18 protein-coding genes and 1 pseudogene are annotated in these 20407 nt (G+C 60.8%); 8 read left to right on the forward strand and 11 right to left on the reverse strand.

Annotated elements, in window-relative coordinates; translation table 11 throughout:
• Positions 1–270 precede the first annotated feature (270 nt).
• From C9424_RS16860 to C9424_RS16900, 9 genes are all read right to left on the reverse strand, one after another.
• Positions 271–2007 (reverse strand): helix-turn-helix domain-containing protein, encoded by a 1737-nt coding sequence (locus C9424_RS16860; RefSeq protein ID WP_116768044.1) that lies wholly within the window; start codon positions 2005–2007, stop codon positions 271–273.
• Between the two features lie 54 nt (positions 2008–2061).
• Entirely contained in the window at positions 2062–3222 is a 1161-nt protein-coding gene (locus C9424_RS16865) for an NAD(P)/FAD-dependent oxidoreductase (protein ID WP_272914158.1), read from the reverse strand.
• Positions 3219–3455: a ferredoxin gene (locus C9424_RS16870; RefSeq protein WP_116768045.1), complete on the reverse strand. Its 237-nt coding sequence runs from the start codon at positions 3453–3455 to the stop codon at positions 3219–3221. Before C9424_RS16870 ends, C9424_RS16865 begins: the two co-directional genes overlap by 4 nt.
• 5 nt (positions 3456–3460) lie before the next feature.
• Positions 3461–4651 carry a cytochrome P450 gene (locus tag C9424_RS16875; protein ID WP_116768046.1) on the reverse strand — a complete coding sequence of 397 codons (1191 nt, stop codon included), beginning with the start codon at positions 4649–4651 and terminating at the stop codon, positions 3461–3463.
• Positions 4648–5388, reverse strand: a complete 741-nt coding sequence (locus C9424_RS16880) for a gamma-glutamyl-gamma-aminobutyrate hydrolase family protein (protein ID WP_116768047.1) — start codon at positions 5386–5388, stop codon at positions 4648–4650. The genes C9424_RS16875 and C9424_RS16880 overlap by 4 nt, the downstream gene beginning before the upstream one ends.
• Positions 5389–5390: 2 nt before the next feature.
• A complete protein-coding gene (locus tag C9424_RS16885; protein WP_116768048.1) occupies positions 5391–6164 on the reverse strand; it encodes an SDR family NAD(P)-dependent oxidoreductase in 774 nt (257 codons plus the stop codon).
• A gap of 59 nt (positions 6165–6223) precedes the next feature.
• On the reverse strand, positions 6224–7666 hold the full coding sequence (locus tag C9424_RS16890; protein WP_237563523.1) for a glutamine synthetase family protein: 1443 nt from the start codon (positions 7664–7666) through the stop codon (positions 6224–6226).
• A gap of 196 nt (positions 7667–7862) precedes the next feature.
• Positions 7863–9566 carry a diflavin oxidoreductase gene (locus tag C9424_RS16895; protein WP_116768049.1) on the reverse strand — a complete coding sequence of 568 codons (1704 nt, stop codon included), beginning with the start codon at positions 9564–9566 and terminating at the stop codon, positions 7863–7865.
• Positions 9563–10930 (reverse strand): aldehyde dehydrogenase family protein, encoded by a 1368-nt coding sequence (locus C9424_RS16900; RefSeq protein ID WP_116768050.1) that lies wholly within the window; start codon positions 10928–10930, stop codon positions 9563–9565. Before C9424_RS16900 ends, C9424_RS16895 begins: the two co-directional genes overlap by 4 nt.
• 355 nt (positions 10931–11285) lie before the next feature.
• Between C9424_RS16900 and C9424_RS16905 the strand changes: the two genes are divergently transcribed.
• The 8 genes and pseudogenes from C9424_RS16905 to C9424_RS16935 all read left to right on the forward strand — a co-directional run.
• Positions 11286–12824 (forward strand): APC family permease, encoded by a 1539-nt coding sequence (locus tag C9424_RS16905; protein WP_237563524.1) that lies wholly within the window; start codon positions 11286–11288, stop codon positions 12822–12824.
• Positions 12825–13106: 282 nt separating this feature from the next.
• Positions 13107–14222: a Zn-dependent alcohol dehydrogenase gene (locus tag C9424_RS16910; RefSeq protein ID WP_237563525.1), complete on the forward strand. Its 1116-nt coding sequence runs from the start codon at positions 13107–13109 to the stop codon at positions 14220–14222.
• A gap of 15 nt (positions 14223–14237) precedes the next feature.
• The gene (locus C9424_RS16915) at positions 14238–15722 is read left to right on the forward strand and encodes an aldehyde dehydrogenase family protein (protein ID WP_116768052.1); all 1485 of its coding nucleotides are present in this window, start codon (positions 14238–14240) and stop codon (positions 15720–15722) included.
• A 136-nt stretch (positions 15723–15858) separates the two neighbouring features.
• Complete coding sequence (locus C9424_RS16920; RefSeq protein WP_116768053.1) at positions 15859–17220, forward strand: aminotransferase class III-fold pyridoxal phosphate-dependent enzyme; 1362 nt, start codon at positions 15859–15861, stop codon at positions 17218–17220.
• A gap of 380 nt (positions 17221–17600) precedes the next feature.
• On the forward strand, positions 17601–17936 hold the full coding sequence (locus C9424_RS16925; RefSeq protein ID WP_116768054.1) for a hypothetical protein: 336 nt from the start codon (positions 17601–17603) through the stop codon (positions 17934–17936).
• 130 nt (positions 17937–18066) lie between these two features.
• Positions 18067–18339 carry a hypothetical protein gene (locus C9424_RS21320; protein WP_133247531.1) on the forward strand — a complete coding sequence of 91 codons (273 nt, stop codon included), beginning with the start codon at positions 18067–18069 and terminating at the stop codon, positions 18337–18339.
• Complete coding sequence (locus tag C9424_RS16930; protein WP_133247532.1) at positions 18332–18526, forward strand: hypothetical protein; 195 nt, start codon at positions 18332–18334, stop codon at positions 18524–18526. The genes C9424_RS21320 and C9424_RS16930 overlap by 8 nt, the downstream gene beginning before the upstream one ends.
• A 15-nt stretch (positions 18527–18541) precedes the next feature.
• A pseudogene (locus C9424_RS16935) lies at positions 18542–18856 on the forward strand (ISL3 family transposase); the annotation flags it as partial.
• Positions 18857–18959: 103 nt separating this feature from the next.
• Here C9424_RS16935 and C9424_RS16940 read toward each other — a convergent pair.
• Positions 18960–19736 carry an MBL fold metallo-hydrolase gene (locus C9424_RS16940; RefSeq protein ID WP_116768057.1) on the reverse strand — a complete coding sequence of 259 codons (777 nt, stop codon included), beginning with the start codon at positions 19734–19736 and terminating at the stop codon, positions 18960–18962.
• 159 nt (positions 19737–19895) lie between these two features.
• Positions 19896–20336 (reverse strand): PAS domain S-box protein, encoded by a 441-nt coding sequence (locus C9424_RS16945; RefSeq protein WP_116768058.1) that lies wholly within the window; start codon positions 20334–20336, stop codon positions 19896–19898.
• Positions 20337–20407: the final 71 nt, after the last annotated feature.

The following is a 20407-nucleotide window of genomic DNA, read 5'->3' on the forward strand; positions in this document are numbered from 1 at the left end:
TGGGGAGGCGGCTCTCAACCCAAGACACGCTGGGTGAAGCGGTGGCTCGGGTGCGGACTGAAACACGCCAAGAGAACCAGCCAGGCGGTGTGCTGGTTACTTGGTACGGGCCGGGAGCATACACGGTCGAATGCAGCTCGCTGATCCCTCCCGGTCTGGTATATGAATGCCTGGCCGAGGAAGGATCGCCAAGCCATACCAGTCTCCGTTGAATTGTTTGCAACCGATGGTTGTTCGGAACCATCATCTATGACCAGCTTGCAATGTAGGTTACGTGCCGTTCATGTGGGCTTGCCGCATGGCCAAGCGGGCTGCAATCCCGGTCGGCAGCCAGTCCCCTGATTCCTCGAATGAATGTCCAATGAGCTGTTCAACGCGCTGCAGGCGCTGGCGAAGCGTGTTTCGGTGGATGTGGAGCTTGCTCACGGTGTCAGCGATGGACCCCTTATTGGATAGCAGCATCGCAACCGTTTCGGCCAGTTGGGTGCCGTTTTCCGTGTCGTGCTGCATCAGCAATTGCAGCTCGGTCAGCACGTCCTTAATGTCCGCCGACATCCCCTCCCCCACAAGCGGAAGATCACGAAGATGCTCAATCTGCCCGAAGGCTGTTACGCGGCGCCGTGATGCCGGCGCCGTCAACTCTGTCCACGCCAGTGCCGTCTCTGCATCTGAAAGGGCTGACTGCAGCGAGATGGCGTCTGGAGCTACGGGGCCAATTCCGGCCAAGGCGGATACGCCGCGCTGTTCATCCAGTTCCACAAGTGTCTTTTCCAATCGGGCATGGATGTCTGCGGACCCGCCGGCAGGAAGGTCGATGAAGAGCAGACTCAGTGCACCTTCGGTGAACACCAGTGACCGTGTTCCCGCCAGCTCCTGGAGATAGGGTGTGATGCGCCGGGAGACGGCATCTGAGTCAAATTTCAGACGCTTGACCCGAACCAGCACTGGCAGAGTCCGCCCTTGGGTCCAACCCGACTCCGCCAGAATACGGGCAAATGTGCTGGTGCCAACGCTTCGTAGCAGGCGGGAAGCGTGGGACGAACCAACGGACTCGAGTTCCACGGCCTCAAACAGGGCCGCCAGTTGGGAGCAGATCGCACTGAGTCGGTCCAGCTCCCGTGCTGAGTAGCGCCGTTGCCGGTAGCAAGTAACGATTCCCCGCGTGGACGTCAGGCCGAATGAGACGGAGATTCGTTCATGCCCTGCGAAATTCGATTCGATGAACTCTGAAGTTGCCGAGCGTGAATGCGTGGTTCGGACGAGGCTGCTCGCCTCTCCACCCATGTCCATCGCCACAGCCGTCGGAGGTGAGGTGGCTGGACCCCGGCCGAAGTACTCGATAACGCAGCCCCGGGAGTTCATGTGCTTCAGAATTGACTGCGCGGCCACCTGGGCGCAGTGGAGAACTGATGTTGCGGAGTTAATGGGAAATTGGACGAGAAAATGCGCCGCTGCGGATTGGCGGCGCAAATCCTCAACCATCTCAGCCTGTAGCAGACCGCTGGCCAGCAGCCTTCCGACTTCTTCCGCGATGAGCTTGGACTCCCAGGTGAACGTGTCCTCCTGATAGGACCACAGGCTGAAAACACCGAGAAGTGTCCCCTGTGGTGCCACTATCGGCACCACGAGCATTGAATTGAATTCTTCTTCCTGCAGTTCCGGAATGGTTATGAACCGGGGATCGTTCTGGATGTCTCTGTTGAGGACAACCGACTGCCTAGTCAGGGCTGCCCAGCCGGTGACTCCCTCGCCGAGACGAAGAGTTACTCTCCCGACCTGCTGGCTTTGCACGCCAGCGGTACCCACGCTCAGGACCAGGACTTGTTCCTGCTCATCCCAAAGGTAGACAAACACCCCTCCTGAATCCGTTGCTCTCGCCACCAGATCGACGGCGCGTTGCGCCAATGCGAGTGGATCCTGACCTTCGATCATCAACTGTGTGAGTTCAGACAATGTATCTGCCCGGAGCTCCGCAATTTGGAGCTTACGGGCGTGGTCAGCCTGCATCACGACGCGATCTTGTGAAGGAGTGACAGATTCAGAAGGGGTGTTCACGGTTCTTCAGCTCAGCAGACTCAGACCCATGGAGGCGCGACTGAAGTGTCGGGGTGCGTTGACTCCGATCCAGGCAGGGTCCTCATCCGAGGGGCCGACCCGGTAGAGGGCGGCATTTCGGTCGTCTGCAGCATAAACCTGGACCAGTTCACCCTGTGGCGGCAGGGTGCCGTGTACCTGGATCATGCGGCCAAACTGCTCAGTCCAGCCGTAGGGCGCCTGTTCCAGTTCGGTGGATTCAAACCCCGCGAAGTATTCGGCCAAGGCCGCCCCATGCCGTTGCGCCTGGGTCCAGCTCTCGAACCGGGAGAACGAACCGTCTTCAGCCTGCCGGGAAGACACGTCACCGATGGCATAGATTTCCTCGGCAACGTCACCATTGGCCAGGAAGGCCTTACCGTGCGCGTTGCAGCGGATGCCGTTGGCGATGTCCAGGCCGCTGTAGCTCAGCCACTCGGTATTGGGACGTGCCCCCACAGCGCTGATGACCAGATCCGCTTGAAGGTCTTCGCCGCTCACGCGAACGGTCCAGTTCTCTGCGTTTCTTGAGATCGATTCCACGGCCACTCCAAGGTGAGTCACGACGCCAGCCTGGTGCATCCAAGCCGTCGCTTCCTCCCCCAAGTGTCCAGAGAAGAAGCGCTGCATCGGTTTCTGAGCCAAATCTACTACCGTCACGCGGAGCCCGCGCTGAGCAAGCGTCGAGGCCAGTTCCGACCCGATGGTCCCCGCGCCAATAATCACCGCGCTCTTGGCACCTGCATCAACCGCGGCTCGAATCGCCAGGGCGTCCTCGGCGGTCCTCAGGCTGAGAACCCCTGCTGGTTCGTTGGGCAGCCGTATTGAACCTGCCCCGGTGGCAATGACCACAGCATCAGCTTGAATCTCACCCAGCCGGTCCAGGAGGACCGTCCGCTGGGCGGTCACCAGCCCAATGGCTTTGGCGTTGATGATGGTGACCGATTCGGGCCACCAGTCGGCTCGCTCCACGGGTCCCGTTCCGAGGAGGAACTGTTTCGACAGCGGAGGCCGGTCGTAGGGGGCATTGGGGTCGGAGTCGATGACAACAAATTCGCCCGAAAAGCCAAGCTCCAGGCTTCGCTCGATCAGCATGGCTGACGCCACCGAAGCGCCGACGATGGCTACGCGGCTGGGCGATCCATTCACGATGTCGCGACCTCTTCGTTCTTGGCGGGGGCCTCGTCGTCCGAGCGTTCCAGGATGGCGCGTTCAGGGCAGTTTCGGATTGCCTTGCGGACGTTGAGTTCGTCGCCGCTGTTCTCACGGCCGGGAATCACCTTGCCGTAGCCTTCTTCGTCAATTTCGAAGGTTTCGGGCGCCAGCGCCCAGCAGCGTGCGTGCCCTTGGCAACGGGCACCGTCAACGTAAATTTCTCCCACGGTAATCAAGCTCCAATCTTGAGAGTCAGAGGTCCAACGCCGTGCCACGGTTCGGCGTCGTTCGCTCGTTCGAAGTGCGGGACAGCCTTCAGAAATTCCTCCATGGCGATCACCATTTCGGCACGGCCGAGGTTTGAGCCGAGGCAACGGTGGATGCCACCGCCGAAAGCAAGGTGACGGTTGTTTTCCCGGTCGATCTTGATCTCATTGGGTTCTTCGTAGACCTCGGGGTCACGGTTGCCGGCGCCGAAGACCAGGACAACGCGTTCGCCTGCCTTGAGCTCTTGGCCCTGCACGACCGTGTCAGTCTTGACGGTGCGTGCCATGGCCTGGACCGGCGAGAGCGTGCGGAGGAATTCCTCGGCCGCGCCCGGAATCATGTCCGGGTTTTCGCGGAGCTGTTGCTGCGCCTTCTGGTTGCCCGCCAGGTACCAAAGAGCTGACCGAATTGCCCAGGCGGTTGTGTCCAGTCCTGCCAGGAAGAGCAGATAGCAGTACGAGAGCAGTTCCTCCCGCGTGAGTTTCCGGCCCTTGACCTCTGCTTTCATAAGTTGGGCGATGAGGTCATCTTTAGCTGCATCCGGTCCTGCCTTCTCCCGCTCGTCAAGGAGACGGTCGAAGTAGTCGTTGAGTTCCCGACCTGCCGCGTACGCCGTCTCGGGTTTGGCGGTCCGTTCGTAGATGATTTCGTCGATCCAGCGGTCGAAGATTGGCCAGTCTTCTTCGGGGTAGCCCGCCAAGCGGCTGAAAATGATGGTGGGCATCGGCCGGGCCAGCTTGGCCGAAACGTCGACGACCTCTCCGCTGGAGAGGACTTCTTCAGCGAGCTGCCGGGCCGTTTCCTTCATTCCTGGTTCGAGTTTCTTGATGTTCATCGGTGTGAACATCGGCAGCAGAATCTTGCGGAAATCGGAATGGGCCGGCGGGTCGATGTCGATCGGAATCAGCGGGACATCGGTGCCAAAGGAGGGAAGAATCATCGAGGGGCCGACCGCAAAGGTGTCGGGGTCCTGCTCGGCGTTGAAGATGTCTTCACTCTTGGCGATGTACCAAAAGCCGCCGTACTTTTCGCTGTGCCCGACAGGACGCTTGGCGAGAATCTCTTCGTATTCGTCAAAGATGTTGTCGAGTGCGCGGCCGTGGAAGTCGAAGTCTGGCTTGTTGTCGGCGATCCCGCGCTCAGCTTCTGTGCTCATAGGAATTGCTCCTGACGTGGTTGTTGTGACTGTGCGTGCGCGTTGGCCTTCTCCACGAGATCTACGAAGAGGGCCTTTTGGGCGGCATGAATTTCAAACATGTGCTCGGGATGCCACTGAACGCCGATCAGGTTGGCGTCATCGGCCTCGATGGCTTCAACAACGTCGCCTTCGCGGCCTACGACGCGAAGGCCTTTCCCGATCCTTCCCAGCCCCTGATGGTGGTAACTGTTGACGGGGATTGAGGCCTGGTTGGCGATTCGTGCCAGTTCGGAACCCGGTTCGAGCTGCACACTGTGCCACGGTTCATGCGAGGGTCCGTCCTGCCAGTGCCCCCTGTTTGGGCTGACTTCCTGGATCAGGTTGCCTCCGCGGATGACGTTGATGAGCTGCATGCCCCGGCAGGTTGCGAGGATGGGCATCCCGCGGAGCAGGGCCTGGTTGTAGAGTTCGATCTCGAAGTCGTCCCGGATCTCGCAGACGTCGTAAACAGTCTCGATCGGGTCTTCGCCGTAGAGTCGGGGATCGATATCCCCTCCGCCGGTCAGGAGCAGGCCGTCAAAGCCTTCAAGAAGGTCTTCGGGGATGTCGGCTGTTGAGGGAAGGATTGCAGGGCGTCCGCCCGCTGCCAGCACGCCGTTGGCGTAGGCCACGTTCTGGACCGTCGAGGGCATCGGGCCGAAAGCTGTGTCGACGGTTTGCCGGGCCGCTGAGATCGCAATGAGTGGTGAGCCCATGGTCAGTACACCAGCCAGCCGCCGTCGACGTGAATGGTCGTGCCCGTTACCCAGCTGGCTTCGTCACTGGCCAGGAACGCTACCGCGTTGGCCACGTCGCTCGGACGGCCGATGCGTCCCAGCGGAGTGCGGTCCAGAAGGAACTTCACTGCTTCTGGATTCTCCAGGACGGCCTTCGTGAAGGGGGTTTCGATGAAACCGGGGGCGACGGCGTTCACCCGGATTTTGGTGCTGGCGCATTCAATGGCCAGCGCCTTCGTCAGCATGAGCAGGGCACCCTTGGAGGCGTTGTAGTGAACCTGCGGGTGACCGCTGCTGGCGATGACGATGTGTGCTTCAACTGAGGTGATGTTGACGATGGCGCTGGTGGAATCGTCGCCGCGGGCTGCGGCTCCTTGCTCCAGGAGCGGCCGTGCTGCCTGACTCACCAGGAACGGACCGGTGGAGTTGACGGCGAAGACCTGATCCCATTCCGCCACGCTGAGATCGTCAAAGTTGCTTCCCTTAACGATGCCTGCGTTGTTGACGAGAGTGTCGAGTCGTCCGAATTTGGCGTCGATCTCGGCCATGCCGGCGCGGACGGACTCTTCGTTGGCGACGTCCATGAGGACGGGAACCATTTCCGGGTGTTGTGCCACGAGACGCTCAAGGGCGGCTTCGTCCCGGTCAAGGGCTACAACCGTGGCCCCCTCCTTGAGCAGCTTCTCGGCGATTGCCAGGCCGTTGCCGGATGCGGCACCGGTGACGGCTGCGATTTTTCCAGGGTGAGTGGTCATTGGGTGCTACTTTCTCGGTGGTGAAATTCGTGTACGAATGGTTGGCTGTGGGGTTGAAACTAGATACGTTCGAGGTACCGGGCGATCTCCCAGTCCGTGACAGTGGTCTGGAGCTTGTGCAGCTCCCAGCGCCGGGTTTGGACGTAGTGGGTAACGAAGGCCTCGCCGAAGTACGTGCGGGCGATCTCACTTTGGGCGAATTCGTCAATGGCCTTGTCGAGCGTCCCGGGCAGCATCTTTACCTCGTCCTCCTTGAGGGCGTAGGCATTGCCTTCGACCCGCGCCGGAGCAACTAGGTGGTTGGTCACTCCATGGAGCCCTGCGGCGATGTTGGCGGCGATGACCAGGTATGGGTTCGCGTCAGCGCCCGGTACACGGTTCTCGATACGTGCAGCATTCCCCTTCGCCGGGATTGACCTGATGGCCACAGTCCTGTTGTCCAGGCCCCATGAGGCACTGGATCCTGCCCATGCTCCGCCTTCTGTCCTCTTGTAGGAGTTGACTGTGGGGAGGTAGAGGGCGGTGAGTTCCGGTGCGGTTTCGACAACGCCGGCCAGGTAGTTGTAGCCCAGCTCGCTGAGTTCGCCGGGGTTCTCGGCGTTTGCGAAGACGGAAGCCCCTGTTGCGGGGTCCCAGAGGCTCTGGTGCATGTGGCCGGAGGAACCAGCCCAGTCGGGGTTGATCTTTGCCATGAACGATGCCGTGTAGCCGGCAGCGGCGGCGACTTCCTTGACGGTGGTCTTGAGCCGCACAGCGTTGTCGGCCGCAGCGAGGGCATCCGAATAGTGGATGTTCATCTCAAACTGGCCCGGGCCGTTTTCGCTGTTGCTGGCCTCAATAGAGATTCCCTGTTCCAGGAGCCGGCGGCGGATCTCGCCGATGAGGAATTCGGTTCCGGTGTCCCGGTACAGGCTGTAGGTGTGGCTCCCGGCGGTGATGGGTTCCAGCTGTCGCCAGTCGTTGGCCGCAAGTTCATTCGGGGTGCCCTTGAACAGGTAGAACTCAAATTCATAGGCACAGACTGGCGAGTAGCCCATGCTTTCGGCCTTCTCAACGACGCGCTTGAGAATGCCACGCGGGCAGATTGCCGCCGGTTCACCGGAGAGTTCGTACATGTCGCAGATGACGGAGGCGACGCCCGGCTCGCCGGGAACGGCTTTGAGTGTTTTCAGGTCCGGGAGCAGGGTTACATCGGGATACCCGGTCTCCCATCCGGTGTAGGTCAGGTTGGGAATGAGCTCATCCTGGATGTCCCACCCGAAAATGATGTTGCAGATGTTGGTTCCGCGTTCAGCCACGGATTCCAGGAAGTACTGCGCGGCGATGCGCTTGCCACGCCAAACACCTTCAAGGTCAACCACGCCGACCTTGAACGTGGTGATGTTGTTCTCGGCTACGAACTTCTTCAGTTCGTCGTGGGCTGACGCTGCTTCGGTTTTATCCTGCATTTCGGCTGCCTCAAGTTCTTGGAGGTCCTCACGGACCTGTGTGAGCGGATTCACATAAACCTCTTATCCTCATTGATATACCGGTTGATTACCGACCCTAGGCGCATTGACTTCGAGTCGTATGTGCAAGTTGCACATTATGGTTGTTCGGTGCATGCACCGTTGTGGGGAAGCTTCTTCCTGGGCTGGTCGGCGCTGACCCGCCAAAGCAAATGGAAAGCTCAGGGATGGGTCAGTTTGGATCGCGGGGCTAGTAGACGTCCTTCACGTAGCGGCTGTCGTATTTCATCGCCAGTACGTATTCATGTGCGCTGTCTTGGCTCAGGCCCCCGTGCTCGCACAACACCGCGATGAGGGCATCGTCGATGTCCGGGGCCATGCGCTTGTCCCCGCACACATACACGGCGGCGCCGGCGTTCAGCCAGGCGAAGATTTCCGTTCCGCTCTCCCGGATCCGGTCCTGGACGTAGACCTTGGTTGCGTGGTCCCTGGAAAACGCCAGGCTCAGCCGATTCAGAGCTCCATCGTTGAGCGCGCTTTCCATCTCGTCCTGGTAGAGCCAAAGAGGCTTCTCATGACGGTCGCCGAAGAACAGCCAGTTGCGACCCTGCGCCCCCGACGAATAGCGGTCTCGAAGGAAGCCACGGAATGGCGCGATTCCAACACCCGGGCCAACCATGATGACGTCTGTTGAGGAATCCTCAGGCAAGTGGAACTCATGCGCCGGTAACGGGAACACTTTGAGCTGCGTGTTGCTCCGGGCGGCTTCCTCCAAAAATCCGCTGCAGGCTCCCGTGTGTTTGCGGTCGCGCGCGTCGTACTTGACTGAGGAAACTGTCAAATGGACTCGCTCTCCGTCTGCAAGGGGGCTGGATGCGATGGAGTATGACCGGTGCTGCAAGGGGCGCAGCATCGACATGAACTCCTGCGGGTCGAGGTCGCCTGCACGTGTCTCAGCGATTACGTCGACGACGTCACGCCCCCAAAGCCAATCCTCCAAGGCGGCCCTGTCGCCTGACTCAACCAGCTTCTTGACGGGATGCTCTGCGGCCAGTGGCTCCACCATCCACGCGACCAAGCCAAGGTGGGGAAGCCGGAGCTCGAGGTCGTTGAGTAGCGCTTCCTTGACGGGCTTGCTCTGCCCGTTGAACACTTCGCTCCCCTGGAGGTTCAGGGAAGAGATCAGGTCATCCACAAGCTGAGCGGAGTTGGTGGGGATTACAGCGAGCGAGTCACCAGGCCTGTAGTGGCGGCTGTCGCCGCTCACTTCGAGCTCGTAGTGCCAGACTTCCTTTTCTGCCCCGGGGGCGCTCAAAAGCCGCGCTGCCGCGATGGTCGCCGTATCCGGCTCTTTGCGCGTGACTTTGGCTTGCTCGCTGCGTTGTGCGTTCGAGGCCGAAGCGGCCGGCGCATCGGAGGCATGTTGCCGTGGCGCCACGGTTTTGAACTTCTCAAGGACGCTGGAGATCCATTTGCCGGAGGTGAGGTCATAGTCGACATCACAGTCGATTCGATCGGACATCCGCCGACCACCCAAGTCCCCTATCCGTTGGTCGATATCAATGCCGGCCTTGCAGAAGTCGTCGTACATCGAGTCCCCGATGGCCAGAACGGCGAAGGGGACATCCTTGAACAGGGGTGTGTCAGCGCGTCCGAGACCGTCCCAAAACGCTTGGGCGTTGTCTGGCATGTGTCCGTTGTCATGTGTGGCAGTGACGATGAGCAAACGGTCCTTGCGGGCGGCCTCTTCAACGGTCAGCAGCTCCAGGCTCATCAGCTCGGCGGCATATCCCTGAGCATTTGCCTGATCGGCAATCTGGGAGGCGAGAAACTCGGCATTTCCCGTCTGGCTTCCATAGAGCACGCTCAATGCGGGCGTTCCGAGTTCTGCATGGTCGAGCTCAAATGAGGCGGTACCCTCATCGGCTCGGACCATTTCGGTGTCGGTTGTCACGGGTCGGTCCTCACAAAGACGGTCTTGAGTTCCGTGTAGCCTTCAACGGCGGCCTGGCCCAGTTCGCGGCCAATTCCGGACTGTTTGAAACCACCAAAGGGCGTCTGGATACGGATCGAAGAATTCGAGTTCACCGAGAGAGTGCCCGACTCGAGGCGCCGGGCGGTCCTCATTGCCTGGCCAATGTCCTGGGTCCAGATCGAGCCACTAAGTCCGTAAATGGAGTCGTTGGCCAATGCGATCGCTTCCTCCTCGGTATCAAAAGGAATGACGGAGGCAATGGGACCGAAGATTTCGTCGGTGGCCACCCGGCTCTTGGGATCCGGCGCAATGACGATCCGCGGAGCCATCCAGAAGCCCGGCCCCTCCGGGGCTTCGCCGGCCGTCACAACGTTGAGCCCGTCCTCAAGGAAACTGGCCACAGTGTCGCGATGCGCTGCAGATACGAGTGGTCCGAGATTAGTTGAGCCGTGCAGCGGGTCACCGATCTTCAGGGCGCGTGTTGACTCGATGAAACCTTCGACAAACTCATCGAAAACTCCGCGCTGAACAAGGAACCGGCTGCGGGCGCAGCAGTCCTGGCCTGTGTTTTCGAAGACGGATAGGGGCGCTGCCTGCAGGCACTTGGCAAGGTCGACGTCGTCGTAGACCACACTGGCTGATTTACCGCCGAGTTCAAGCGTGACCCTCTTCATGGTCTTTGACGCGGCATGCAGGATGGATCGACCGGTTTCCGTGGATCCGGTGAAGCTGATCTTGTTGACGCCAGGGTGTTCGGCCAATGCGTTGCCGATGCGTGCACCGGATCCGGTGAGCACTTGAAGTGCGTCTCCGATGACACCCAGTTCCTTGACAATCTGGCCAAACCGGACAGTCGACAAGGGTGTGAGCGCCGCTGGCTTGACGATGACCGCGTTGCCGCAGGCAAGTGCCGGCGCTATGTTCCACGAGGCAATGGGCAAAGGGAAGTTCCAGGGGGAAATAACGGCGACTACACCCATTGGCTCGCGGAAGGTCATGCTAATGCCACCGTCGACGGGAATCGTATCCCCGAGGATTTTGTCAACGACGCCGGCGTAGTACTTGAAGCACTCAGCGACGCCGAGGACTTCCTGCCGCGCAGCGGACAGGGGCTTGCCGACGTCGGTGGACTCCAGGAGGGCGAGTTCGTCGCTGTGTGCAATCACGGCATCGGCGATGGCCCACAGCGCGTCGCGGCGTTCTGCGAGCGGCCGCTTTGCCCAACTCCTTTGGGCCCCCTGAGCTCTTTCGACTGCGGCATTGACCTCGGCCACGTCGTAGGCGGGAACTTCACCAATCAGTTCCTCTGTGGCCGGGTTGAAGACGGAAATGTAGCTGCTCATACTCGAGAGCTCCCTTCAGGAGAGTGGTCCAATCGACAGCTTCGAGGACCTCGTTTCCGGTCTCGAAAGCTCCGTTAGGTTCCGAGAATGCCCGAGAGAGCACGGCGTAGGTGAGTGCGGCAGGCACCCTGTCGAGAAGGGGTGTGTGCAACTTGCACACCGGGCTCAGATTGGATCGGCGGGTGGGAGCAGTGGACGGGTGGCGGGGTCTCCGAGGCGCGTGCAGTGCAGGGCGACCATCAATGAAGCACTGAGTGTGCATGGGCGACACAGCCGTGGTCGGACAACGCTCCTAAGCTCAGTTCAATTCACGGCGGCCGAGGCAAGGGGGCCAGACCGCGAGTGGATTTCCGCGGTGCTGTTCAACGAAGTTCAGACCCACGCACCGGAAAATTACGAAGCTTCGAACGTCCGGGAGGGACGAATGCCAACCAACGATGTTAAGTTCGAGCCTGTGGATGCAGGTCCCAACGGAATTCTCACCCCTGATAAACTTCTGGGCCGCGGTCTGGGGGTCGGCTCAATCGTGTTCATGGTAGTGGCAGGTGCGGCACCGATGACGGCAGTCGTGGCCGGCTGGCCCGTCGTCATCTCAGCATCAGAAAGCACTGGCGCGCCGTTGTTCTTCTTGATCGCGACCGCAATCCTGTTCCTGTTTTCAATAGGCTTTACGAGAATGACGCCGCACGTGAAGAATGCCGGTGCTTTTTACTCATACATTCAGACCGGTCTCGGCCGGGGGATGGGCTTGGGGTCTTCGATATTCGCGTTGGGGACCTACCTTCTGCTTTTCCTCGCGTTGTCTTCCTATCTGGGAGTGGCCGCCCAGACGGCGATCCACGATCTTGGCGGTCCCGAACTTCCCTGGTGGCTTTGCAGTGTTGTGCTTGTAGCCCTTTGTGGTTTCCTCGCTTACCGCGACGTTGAGCTCTCCGCCAAGGTTCTGGGTGTGGTCCTGGTGATTGAAACGGCTGTCATTCTTACGGTGAACATCGGTGTAATCGTCCATGGCGGTGCCGACGGGCTGAGCGTCGAATCTCTTTCACCTGCGCGTCTGACCGAAGGTGTGGCCCCCCTCGGTGTCATGTTCGCCTTCTTCTCCTTCATTGGCTTTGAAGCCACTGCGGTATTCCGCAACGAGGCTCGTGATCCTGACCGCACCATCCCGCGGGCGACATATATTGCTGTTCTGGCTGTGGGCCTGTTCTACACGTTCACGGCGTGGGCGCTCCAGGCCGGCGTGGGCGACAGCCAGATTGTGGACGCCGCCACGAATGACCCCACCAGCATCGTGGTCGGTTTGGCGGGCAAGTTCGTCTCCCCCATTTTGGCCACTCTCTTGCAGGTCTTCTTGGTCAGCAGCCTCTTCGCATGCATTCTGACGTTCCAAAATGTTCTGACGCGCTACCTGTTTACGCTCGGGACTCAGGGTGTGCTCCCGTCTGCTCTCGGCACCATCCATTCCCGTCACCGCGCGCCCTCCAGGGCCTCCTTGATCGTGTCGGTCATATCACTGATTCTCCTGGCGGTCGAAGCCCTCATCGGTTTGGACCCTGTTACGCAGGCGTACACCTGGTTCTCCGGTGCGGCGACGTTGGGTGTTGTCGTGCTGATGGCACTCACGTCACTTTCGGTTCTCGTGTTCTTCCGGAGAAAAGCAGGCGCCGGAACCTGGTGGGCAACGCTGTTGGCTCCGGTCGTTGCACTCATCGGGCTCGGAGCCATTGTCTTCCTCGTCCTGCAGAACTTCGGACTATTAGTCGGAGGCGACGTGGCGGCGGGAATTCTTCTGACGGTTATGGGAGCCTTCTTCGTCGGAGGTTTGGTCACAGCCCTCGTCATGCGTTCCCGCCGCCCGGAGGCGTATGCAGCACTCATCCATGAGAGCTCATAGAGACCCTGGGACGCCATTCATAATCCCTCGACGCCCCCCGCAGTCCAGGGCCACCGGGAGCCGAGACACTTCCGGCCCCACTTCCCGGTGATGACCACCGCGGTGCCCGCGTGAGATTACCGGCAAACCTATAAGAACCCGCTGGGCTGAATGGGCTCGGGACAGGTGGCAGGGCCCTCTTTGACCGATGCGTCCGCGTTCGCCGAAGAGGGCCCTGCGCCCGCAAACGCCAGCGGGCTGCCGCCTACCGGAGCACTACAGCACAAGACGAAAGGAGATCGGGTGTACACCCCAATCATGGCAGCGGTGCTGGAGGATCCAGGTGAGCCCCTTCTATTCCGAGAGCTCCTGCTCGACGCGCCGGCAGGTGACGAAGTCCTCGTACGGACCGAACACGTAGGGCTTTGCCACAGCGACCTTCATTACCTGAAAGGCTCGCTCCAAATCACCACCCCTGCGGTTCTCGGACATGAAGTCGTAGGCATTGTGCAGCGTGTCGGCCCGGCCGTCACAAGGATCAAACCGGGAGACCGCGTCGTCGCAACCGTCACGCCGTCGTGCGGAGGCTGCCGTTGTTGCCTTCGGGGCCGGCCAACTCAGTGCGAACGGGTGGACGCAATGCGGACAAGGCACCGGCCAAAGCTTCTCACCCCCGAGGGAGAAACCGTGGAGGCGCTGGGCGGCATCGGGGCCTTCGCCGAGGCGTTCCTGGTCAAAGAAGCATCAGTAGCAGCAGTCGGGTCAAGCATCCCCCCACATGCGGCCTGCCTCCTCGGATGCTGTGTCTCCACCGGCGTTGGGGCCGCCATCCACGGCGCAAACATAGGACCCGACGACACCGTCGCCGTCATCGGCTGCGGAGGAGTCGGCATCTCGGCAATTCAAGGCGCCAAACTGGCCGGGGCCAGGCGAGTGGTTGCCATAGACTCCGCGCCCGCCAAGCTTGACCTTGCGCGGATCTTCGGCGCCACAGACACGGTACTCGCCGAGCCCGATGCAGCCACCACCGCAATGGCCCTGGAAGCCCTCATACCCGGCGGAGTTGACCATTCCATCGAGGCAGTTGGACGCAGCTCAACCGCCGAGCTGGCTTTCGCGATACTCCGGCCCACCGGGACAGCGACAATTCTCGGGCTCATGCCTGCAGGGGAAAAGTTGCAGATCCCTGCAGACGCTCTGGTCTACGGTGACCGTCGGATCCAGGGGGCATACATGGGGGCAAACCGCTTCCTCAGCGACGTTGACATGTTCACGGACCACTACGTCACAGGCCGGTTACTCCTCGAGGAGATGGTCACCAAGCGGCTTCCATTCGACAGCATTAACGAGGGCTTCCAGGCAATGTCCGAACCGAGCACAATCCGTGTCGTCCTTGAACTCTCGCAAAGCCAAAGCTAAGCAGAAAGGGAAGGAATGACTTCTCAGCATCCCGGACCCCGTCCAGCCCGACCGCAGATCGACCTCATCGACGGCGAATGGATAGAGCCCGCCATCCTTCTGGGTGAAACCATCGATGATCCCAACACCGGGTTGTCCCGCCAGTACCAAAAGGCAACAGCCGAACTCCATGTCGAGCGGGTGGTCGCGGCAGCCGACCACCTGCACCGGTCCGGCACCTGGGCGTGGTCAGCGCAAGGAATGCGCGTAGCCCTTCTGGAGCAAATCGCCAGAGGTCTCGCTGAACGCGTTAGCGATATTGCCTATGAAGATGCCATGGCGAACGGTAACCCGATACGGGTAGCTACCCAGATGGCCTCATACCTAGCCCCCCGGGTTCTTTCCGCGCGCGATCAACTGAACGTCATCGGAGACGTGGAAATCCTGCCAGCCAACGGACGCACGGTAAAGCTGCTGCACCGACCCATGGGGCCCGCAGCCATTCTTGCCCCATGGAACGCGCCCACCTTCGTGGCCGTCGCCAAAGTGGCAAGTGCCCTCGCCGCCGGCTGCCCGGTGATCCTGAAACCATCAGAATGGGCCCCCGGTGGATGTCAGATCCTAGCGGAGGTCATCTGGGAGGCCCTGATCCACCTTGGGCTTCCGACTTCGGTTTTCCAGCTGGTTCACGGCGCAGCGTCGGTTGGTTCCCAGCTCGCCTCGGACAGCCGCATCCGGGCCATTTCCTTTACCGGCGGCGGAGCTGGCGGACGCGCCGTGGCGGCAGCGTCGGCCCCTCACTTCACAGCCCTTCAACTGGAGCTCGGTGGCCATAACCCCGTGGTAATCATGCCCGACGCGGATATCGAGCTAGCCGCGATTTCAATTGTCGAAGGAATGACAAAGCTCAACGGCCAGTGGTGCGAAGCACCCGGAAAAGTAATGGTTCCCTGGGCCCTGCACGACGATCTTGTTGAAGCGATCCTGGAGCAAATTGGGATTCTACGAGTCGGGCACTGCCTGGAAGAAACCACGGATGTCGGGCCTCTTTCCCATGCCGCCCACCATGCACATCTTCAACGTCGCGTGGACGATCTTGCCGATCAAGGAGGCAAACCACTAACCGCCACGACGCTGCCAGAGCTGAAGGGATGGTTCTTCAACCCAACTGTGGTTACGGGCCTGCCAGCCGACAAATCCATCCATGAACTGTTCGGTCCCGCCATCACCGTGCACGCTGTCGACTCCACGGAGGAAGCCCTGCGGGCTGCCGACGGGCCTGAGACGGGCCTCACAGGTTTTGTCTTCGGCGAGGATCTTGACGCCTCGCTGGCTGTCGCAGCCCGGATTCCGGCAGGAGAGATACGCGTGAACGGATGCAAGCTCGCTGATCTCGCCGACGGTACGGAACAAACGTTCTGGAACAACGCCGGCATTGGCGGTCACGGCCCGACCGACATGGTCAGATTCTTCCAAGGCCGCCGCACCATCGGCGTGGACGATCCATCTCTGCCGGTGTAGGACCGGCGCTCCGCCCTCGTTGCAGGCCTAGAGGCTCGCAGCCTCGGCCTCCTGGGGATCCGGGGGCCGAGGCATCGGTTAGCCGCCGCCCATTCAACGACCATCCTCAATACAAAACTTCCCAGGGGGAGTTCCCATGCCCGTTCAGGCTCTGCTAAAACAAAAAATAGACAAGACATATCCAACCGTCACCCACGGCAGGGGCGTCTTCCTTTACGACACGGAGGGGCGCGAGTACCTGGACGGGTCGAGCGGGGCAATGACCGCAAGCATTGGCCACGGCGTTCAAGAGATTGCCGACGCGATGAAAACTCAGGCGGAACGCGTTGCATTCACTTACCGAACCCAGTTCACGAACGAACCAGTCGAGGAGCTGGCCCTACGACTCACTCGGATGGCGCCAGGTGATCTCAACTGGGCCTTCTTCGTCAATAGCGGATCGGAAGCTTCGGAATTTGCCATTCGTGCCGCGGTAAGCCACTGGCGCGAGAAGGGGGTGCCCGGCAAAGTGAAGGTCCTTGGGCGGCAGATCAGTTACCACGGTATGACTTTGGGCGCCTTGTCCATGTCCGGTCATGCCGCCCGCAGGCCGGACTACGGCCCGCTGCTGCATGCCTTCCCTGTCGCCCCTCCGGCCTATGCCTACCGGTTCGCCCAGCCGGGTGAAAGCGAAGAAGAGTATGCGGCACGTGCAGCGGATCAATTCGAACACGCCATCCTCGCAGAGGATTCTGGCACAGTCGCGGCAATCATCGCGGAACCCATCGTCGGCGCAGCCGGAGGAGTGCTGGTCCCACCGCCGGGTTATTTCCGGCGTCTCAGGGAGATCTGCGATCGCCTCAACGTCCTACTCATTGTCGACGAAGTAATCACAGGCATGGGACGAACCGGCGACTGGTTTGCCAGCTCCTATGAAGGTGTCGTCCCGGATATCCTTCTGGCTGGGAAGGGCCTCAGCGCCGGGTATTCACCCGTCGGTGCAGTACTTCTGCGGGAGCACATGATCCAGACTCTGCGAGAAGGAAGCGGCGTCGCGCCGTTTGGCCACACTTTCTCCGGAAACCCACTCAGTGCCGCCGTATGCCTGGCCGTCCTTGACTTCATGGAGCGTGAGAACGTTCTCGACAACGTCAAGCAACGCGGCGCACAACTCGAAACCGGGCTGCGGCAACTTGCCCGGCGCTACCCTCACATGGTTGATGTGCGCGGCCGCGGACTGCTGTGGGGCTTCGAATTTGTTGTGGATCCCAGGACAAGGCAGGCTCCAGACCGACAGCACGAGACGTCCTCCGTCTTTGTTCAGGAATGCCTCGAGCAAGGCCTCATTGTCTACCCGGCCGGCATCTCCCCGCTGAACAACGCCGCCATCATCTCCCCACCGTTGACAATCTCTGAATATGAAATTCAGACCCTTCTCGACAAACTCGACGGGGCACTACAAGCGATGGAACGCCACACCAAACAATGGTTGGCGGAGGCCGAATTGAGCGGAAAATAGGGCGACCCAGCTGCCACGGACTGGCAGCGATGTCCTTGCAGGCGGTTTAGAAATCCGCGTTGGTTGGGGCGTGCATTCTGTGGGCCCGGCAGGGGCGGACTGACCGTCGGTGTTGTTGAAACCAAAGACCGGGCCACCGGGGGCGTGGAGAACGTGGCCTTGGAAGCTGCCGTTTCGTATTTTGGCTGCGTTGACCGGGAGGTGCGTCCGGGCTGGTAGAGCCGCAGATCGTCCGCGCCGCAGGCCCATCTCGGTGGCGGACGGTGGTGCCTGCGGCGCGGCACGCTTGCAGAGGGACGAATCCACCCCGAACTCCCTCTGCAAGCGTGGAGAGCACTTCCCAAAGAACCAGGACCCTGAACAACCCGAAGGACAGATCGATGACCACTAACTCCTCCGGCTTGCTGCCTCTCACCGTCACCCACGGTGGCGCTGGAAAGGAAGCTTTCGCGCACCTATCGCGGAACGACTCCCAAGCCATGATCCAGGCAGAGATGCTCCAACTTTCCGTCAAAATCAGCCGCCGGGCTGCGCTCCTGGAGGCGTCATCGGAGGACCCGGCTCAAAGCTCCGATGACCTGGCCGCCCTCGCGTGGATCCAGCAGTCCCTGGAAGACGTCGAAGCTACCATCACTGGGCTGTCGGAAGCAGACCGCCGCCGTTCTGCGGCGTTCCAGAATCCGGCCCTTTCTTCTGCCGGAAACTTGGTCCCCTAGTTCCGCCGGGCCAGCCGGCCGCCTCGATCGAGGCTCCTGTTGACCATGCCAGGCTGCCGCTCCTCCCTTCCACGCCAGGGGGATCTGGCGTGTCCCAAAGTACTGATCACCGCCCTGAGATTAAGGATTCATGACCATGCACGCAGCACCCGGTTGTCTCGTCGTCGCCGTTCACACCCGAAAAGAACTGGACGCCGCCCTGGATGAAGCGGTGGATCTGCTGAAGCCGGCGGCGATGGCGGAACACGTCGGCATCTCGGTGACCCGGCTCGCCCCGGGCCGCTATGAAGCGCGCCTGGACAGCGACGTTCCACGCGGCGTGACACTCGAAAGGTGGGGAGCGGGCCGCGATGAACGGACGGCAGAGCGATCTCGCCGACGCGCCGGCCGGCCGGGTGTTTAATCTGGTCTGCCCCGCTGCCCGCCGGGCCGGTTGCTCGCTGCGTGCGGCGGTTCTTGACGCAGCGCCGGGGAACGGGATCCGCCGGACCCTGCAGATAGGCGCCGAACACCTCACCGACAAACAAGCCGCCCGGCTGGATGCCAAACTCCGCGCCGGAGACCCCGGCCACGAGGTCACCCTCGCCTGACAGTGCTACCAGAAGCTCCGCAACATCTACCACGCCAGGCCGGAGCGGGGCAGGGAACTCGTCAACGAGGTGATCGCATCATTCCCGTCCTGCCCGATTCCGGAGGTCGCCCGACTCGGGCGGACACTTAAACAATGGAAGACGGCGATCCTGGCCTGCTTCGACACCCACGGCGCTTCCAACGGACCCACCGGAGCGATCAATGGCGTCATCGAAACCGTCCGCCGCATCGCCCGCGGCTTCCGCAACTTCACCAACTACAGACTCAGATGCCTACTGGCAGTCGGCGGCCACCGCCCCTACCGGATCAAACGGGCCAACCATGCCTAAATGCGAAGAGCCCTTTATGCCCGAGATTAATTCAGCACTGTCCTAGACCAACAGTTGTGGCCGTCGGCATTTGCTCGACGGCCACAACTATCGCTTTCAATTGTCAGAGTTCGAGGTCGGCGAACTCTCCTGGCTTGAGGGCAATGATCGCGCTGCCGAGGCCGTCCGCTTCGAAGATGTCACGGATTTGCTGGGCGTTCTGGCTGAAGTGGTCCCAGGAATCTTCGTGGACGGCGATGACTTTCTTGGCACCAAGGATCTTGGCGGCCTCAAGAGCCCGTTCATTGCTGAGCGTTATGTAGCTGCCATCGGCGATGGCGTCGAACTTTGCTCCTCCGACGAACAGTACCGCGATGTCGATTGAGGGGAACTTGGCACTGATCTCGGAAACTACGTCCAATTCAGAGTTGTCTCCGCTTACGTAGACCGTAGGGACGCCGGGTCCGGTGAGAACGAAGCCGACGACCGGTCCGAGGACCTGCCAGGTACCTTCCGGCCCGTGATGTGCCGGGACGGCGGTGATGGTCAGTTCGCCACCTTTGGGAAGCGGTACCGTTTGCGAGGAGTATTCGACAAGACCCACAACGTTGTCGCCAAATTGGTCAGCCACGTCCTTTGTGGTGAACACGTAAGGGACGTGGTTTAGGAACTCACGGCCGGCGTAGTCCAGGTTGTCGATGTGCTCGTGGGATGCAAGAGCAATGTCGATCTTTCCGAGCTCCTCGGGTGTGAACGCCGGACCGGTATTCTTGACCACGGGTCCGGCAATCGGGTGCTGGTACACCTGCGGCTGGTCGAACGTGGGATCGGTGATGATGCGGAGACCGGCGATATCGAGCACCGCGGTTGGGCCGCCGACCAAGGTCACTTTGTTAGTCATGGTCACAGTTCAGCACGCCCACGGGCGCCGCGAAAGTACAAATTCTGTACCGCCAAGATTGCCTCACTGCAGGCTGGCTTCGCTGGGACGGGCTCTGTACGACGAAGGGCCGGCCCGCGCTGGAACACGCGTGCCGACCCCTTGGAAAACTAGGAGTGATTACGCTTTGCTGGCCAGCACCTTGGCTGTGACGTCTTCCGCTCCGTGAAGGATGCAGCTGATTTCTCCATCGTCGTTGAAGACCGGAGCGTTGAGCGGCTGCCAGTAGCGTTCCTCGAATGACCCGTCGGCCAGTTCCATGTCGTATCTCTGCACCGGAAGGATATCCGTCTCACGGGTGACCAGGACACGCTCCAGGGATTCACGCAGCACCGTCGTTCCATTGGCGGTGGGGTCATCAGGGTTGTCAGGAAAGACGAGCAGGATGTCGCGTCCGACAATGTCCTCGCGCACGCGTCCGGTCGCGGCGAGGAAGCTGTCCGTTGCGGCCAGGACTCGTCGCTGTGGGTCGACGACGATGAACTGATTAGGAAGGCTTTCGAACATCCTACGAAAGTCCGGCTCGCTCGATCCGTCGTTTTTGCCCTGTGCATCTGCCATAGAGACACCTCATTTCTAGATATGGAAGCCCGCGCAGGATCCACCTGGGTTGCGCGTGGCATGTCTCCAGT

It is taken from the genome of Arthrobacter sp. H-02-3 (assembly GCF_003097355.1).
GTDB classification, from domain to species: Bacteria; Actinomycetota; Actinomycetes; order Actinomycetales; family Micrococcaceae; genus Arthrobacter; species Arthrobacter humicola.

What these genes read in the sequence shown, in the direction of transcription:
- C9424_RS16860 (WP_116768044.1), bottom strand. Translation starts at nt 2,007, where the DNA reads ATGCAGGCTGACCACGCCCGTAAGCTCCAAATTGCGGAGCTCCGGGCA.
- C9424_RS16875 (WP_116768046.1), bottom strand. Translation starts at nt 4,651, where the DNA reads ATGAGCACAGAAGCTGAGCGCGGGATCGCCGACAACAAGCCAGACTTC.
- C9424_RS16880 (WP_116768047.1), bottom strand. Translation starts at nt 5,388, where the DNA reads ATGGGCTCACCACTCATTGCGATCTCAGCGGCCCGGCAAACCGTCGAC.
- C9424_RS16885 (WP_116768048.1), bottom strand. Translation starts at nt 6,164, where the DNA reads ATGACCACTCACCCTGGAAAAATCGCAGCCGTCACCGGTGCCGCATCC.
- C9424_RS16900 (WP_116768050.1), bottom strand. Translation starts at nt 10,930, where the DNA reads ATGAGCAGCTACATTTCCGTCTTCAACCCGGCCACAGAGGAACTGATT.
- C9424_RS16915 (WP_116768052.1), top strand. Translation starts at nt 14,238, where the DNA reads ATGACTTCTCAGCATCCCGGACCCCGTCCAGCCCGACCGCAGATCGAC.
- C9424_RS16920 (WP_116768053.1), top strand. Translation starts at nt 15,859, where the DNA reads ATGCCCGTTCAGGCTCTGCTAAAACAAAAAATAGACAAGACATATCCA.
- C9424_RS16925 (WP_116768054.1), top strand. Translation starts at nt 17,601, where the DNA reads ATGACCACTAACTCCTCCGGCTTGCTGCCTCTCACCGTCACCCACGGT.
- C9424_RS21320 (WP_133247531.1), top strand. Translation starts at nt 18,067, where the DNA reads ATGACCATGCACGCAGCACCCGGTTGTCTCGTCGTCGCCGTTCACACC.
- C9424_RS16940 (WP_116768057.1), bottom strand. Translation starts at nt 19,736, where the DNA reads ATGACTAACAAAGTGACCTTGGTCGGCGGCCCAACCGCGGTGCTCGAT.
- C9424_RS16945 (WP_116768058.1), bottom strand. Translation starts at nt 20,336, where the DNA reads ATGGCAGATGCACAGGGCAAAAACGACGGATCGAGCGAGCCGGACTTT.